We start from the raw sequence: 3,387 nt of genomic DNA, 5'->3' as shown, positions 1-3,387 counted from the left end.
GTTCTCGCCGCGCGGGCCCGGCGGGAGGGCGGGGGCGGGGGTGACGGGGGTGTGCCGGTGCGGGTCGCGCCCGGTGGGGTGCAGGGGGTTGCGGAGGGGGCGGCTCAGTTGGTGCTGGCGCCGTTGTTCGGGCGGGGCGATGCCTGACCGGAGAGGGCCTCGGCCCTCTCCGGTATCAGACCTGGTGCGCCTTGGTGCAGCTGGCGGGCGGAGGTTTCACTCACCGGCGTTCGCAGGGTGCCTCCCCCACCCTCGGCTTTGCTCGAGCGGGGGGACCCCCATCGCCCACCCTCCCCCACCCTCGGCTGCGCTCGGGCGGGGGGACCCCCATCGCCCTGGGGGTACCTCCCAGGCCCTTTCGGGCTCTGGGGGAGGCACGATTGCCCGCAGCCATGCGGGTGCGACTGCCCGCAGCTGCGCAGGCGCGGTTGTCCGCGACTGCGCGGGTGCGGTCGTGGTGCGTCAGCGGCCCACCGCGCAGGCGTCGCCGTTCAGCATGAAGCGTGGGGGCGGTGTCGTGTCGCCCGTGTGTTCCGCGAGGTAGCCCAGGGTGATGCTCGCGCCCGGTGCGATCGTGGCGTTGTGGGTGGCGTCGGACGCCCTGATCACGTTGCTCAGCTGGGTCAGGTCCGTGTTCCAGTCGGAGACGATCGTCTGGTCGAGGGTCAGCGGGAACTCCAGCGTCCAGCCGTCGACCGGGGTGCTGCCGGTGTTGGTGACGGTGAGGTCGACCGTCATGCCGGTGCCCCAGGCCGTGACCTTACGGTCCACCCGGCAGGTGGGTTCCTCCCGCGAGAAGGACACCTTGTGCAGGCCGCCGGGCAGGTCGTTGACCATGTAGAACTCCCCGTCGACGGTCGTGCCGACCGACGTCACCTGCGTGGGCGTCCTGCCGATCTCGGCCTGCTCGTAGCCGCCCCGTCCGTCGGGTCGCAGCGCCCAGACCGTGGAGGAGCAGTAGTCGGTGGCGATGTACGTGCCGCCCACCAGGTCGGCGTACTCCCGGCCCCGGTACACGTGCCCGCCGATGACCGAACAGCCGCCGGTGTAGGGGGAGTAGGTGAAGACCGGCTCGGTGTACTCCTCGCCGGGCCCGCAGTCCCCGTCCGTGAACTTCTCCAGGCCTTCGTAGCAGGACCAGCCGAGGTTCAGTCCGCCCCGGCCGGGGGCGATGTGGTCGATCTCCTCCCAGTGGCCCTGGCCGACGTCGCCGATCCACATCGAGCCGTCGGCCCGGTCGAAGGAGAACCGCCACGGGTTGCGCAGCCCGTACAGCCAGATCTCCGCGCGGGCGCCGGGCGTGTCCACGAAGGGGTTGTCGGAGGGGACGCAGTACGCGAGCGAACCGCACGCGCGGCTCACGTCGATCCGCATGATCTTGCCCAGCAGGGTGTCCAGCCGCTGTCCGGAACGGAAGGGGTCCCCGGAGCCGCCGCCGTCGCCGATGCTCCAGTACAGGTTGCCGTCGGGGCCGAAGGCGAGCTGGCCGCCGTTGTGGTTGTTGTACTCGGCGTGCTCCTGGGAGAGCAGGGGTTCCAGGCGGGAGTCGTCGAGCCGGTAGCGGGCGAGGGTGACCGCGCCGTCGGGCAGCGCCGTGTACGCCAGGTACAGGTCCTGGCTGTCGGCGAAGTCGGGCGGGAGGGCGATGCCGAGCAGGCCGCGCTCGTTGCCCGACTCGTCGACGGACGCGGTGATGTCGATCAGCGGGGTCCGCTCCAGGCCGGTGTCCGGGTGGTAGGCGCGGACGGTGCCGGACTTCTCGGTGATGAACAGCCGGTCCGTGCCGTCGTCGGGGGCGACGATGGCGGTGGGGCGCCTCAGCCCGGAGGCGACCTGGGTGGTGGTCGCGCTGATGGAGGGCAGGGGGACGGCGGAGGCGTCCTCCTCCTTCTCCGTCGCCGCGGTGGCGGACGGGACGAGGGCCGGCAGCACCGCGAGCAGGGCGCACAGGACGAATGCCAGGCGGAGCCGCACCCTAAGAGCATGCATATGACAAGCCACGATCTCCTTCTTCCCGCGTGCTGTCGGCGACCGGTGGACGGAGCTGTGGGGACGCGGGCGGTCGTGGGAGCGCTCCCGCCACCTCAGGCTGCGACGCACACGACACAGCGGCAACACGTGTTTGCGCCACTTTCGCGCCGTCTGGCGCGAACACCCCTCCCGCCCCGTCGCCACCGAACCGCCCGCCCACCCGCGAGCCGAGCCGTATCCGGCATTCCCTCAAGATCCGGGTCTGTTTAGGCTGAGGCGCACGCAGGACCGCGTACGGCAGGAGATCCCGCACATGGCAGACCGCAAGCCGATCGAATCGTGGCTCACCGACATGGACGGGGTGCTGATCCACGAGGGCGTACCGATCCCCGGCGCCGACGCCTTCCTCAAGAAGCTGCGCGAGTCCGGGAAGCCCTTCCTGGTCCTCACCAACAACTCGATCTACACCCCGCGCGACCTGCACGCCCGGCTGCGCCGCATGGGCCTGGAGGTGCCGATCGAGAACATCTGGACCTCCGCCCTCGCCACCGCCAAGTTCCTGGACGACCAGCGTCCGAACGGCTCGGCGTACGTCATCGGCGAGGCCGGACTGACCACCGCGCTGCACGACATCGGCTACATCCTCACCGACCACGAGCCCGACTACGTGGTCCTCGGGGAGACCCGGACCTACTCCTTCGAGGCCATGACGAAGGCGGTCCGCCTGATCAACGACGGCGCCCGCTTCATCTGCACCAACCCCGACGAGACCGGCCCCTCCACCGAGGGCCCGCTCCCGGCGACCGGCGCGGTGGCCGCGCTCATCACCAAGGCGACCGGCAGGCAGCCGTACTTCGCGGGCAAGCCCAACCCGCTGATGATGCGCACCGGCCTCAACACCATCGGGGCCCACTCCGAGAGCAGCGCGATGATCGGCGACCGCATGGACACCGACGTGCTGGCCGGCATCGAGGCCGGGATGCAGACGTTCCTGGTGCTCACCGGGCTGACCCGGACCGAGCAGGTGGAGAACTGGCCGTACCGGCCGTCCCAGGTCGTGGACTCCATCGCGGACCTCGTCGACCTGATCTGACACCGACGTTCACCCGTACGGAGTAATCGCCGCGCTCACGAGGATGCGGCCCCGGACCCCGCGCGGGACCCTCCAGATGTCTGGAGGTGCACGATGGGTTCCGACGAGGAACGCTGCCCGTCCGGCACCGGGCGGCTGCTCGCCGGCGTGGCCTGGGCGGTGCTGCTGCTCGGGCTGTGGCTGTGGGGCCGTGAGCGCAGTGACGTACCCGCCGGGATGTCCGGGACCGCCACCGGTGACATGGCGGCGGCCGGACGGCCTCCCCGGGTCGAACTGCCGCCCGCGCACCGCCCCGTGGCCGCCGCGGTGCCGCGGCGCCTCGA

General features: G+C 71.3%; 2 protein-coding genes and 2 pseudogenes. 3 read left to right on the top strand and 1 reads right to left on the bottom strand.

The annotated features are described in order from the left end of the window. Positions 1–147, top strand: a pseudogene (locus B7767_RS48355) (ROK family transcriptional regulator); the annotation flags it as partial. A gap of 315 nt (positions 148–462) precedes the next feature. On the opposite strand, the gene B7767_RS26880 reads toward B7767_RS48355, so the two are convergent. Next, positions 463–1,974 (bottom strand): PQQ-dependent sugar dehydrogenase, encoded by a 1,512-nt coding sequence (locus B7767_RS26880; RefSeq protein ID WP_256923583.1) that lies wholly within the window; start codon positions 1,972–1,974, stop codon positions 463–465. A 310-nt stretch (positions 1,975–2,284) separates the two neighbouring features. On the opposite strand from B7767_RS26880, the gene B7767_RS26875 reads away from it, so the two are divergent. Continuing rightward, positions 2,285–3,064 (top strand): HAD-IIA family hydrolase, encoded by a 780-nt coding sequence (locus B7767_RS26875; protein WP_085574442.1) that lies wholly within the window; start codon positions 2,285–2,287, stop codon positions 3,062–3,064. 93 nt (positions 3,065–3,157) lie between these two features. Continuing rightward, positions 3,158–3,387, top strand: a pseudogene (locus tag B7767_RS26870) (class F sortase); the annotation flags it as partial.

Origin of the sequence: Streptomyces sp. 13-12-16, from assembly GCF_002114215.1 — a bacterium.
Lineage (GTDB): Bacteria > Actinomycetota > Actinomycetes > Streptomycetales > Streptomycetaceae > Streptomyces.
This window is presented reverse-complemented; position numbering and strand designations above follow the sequence as displayed.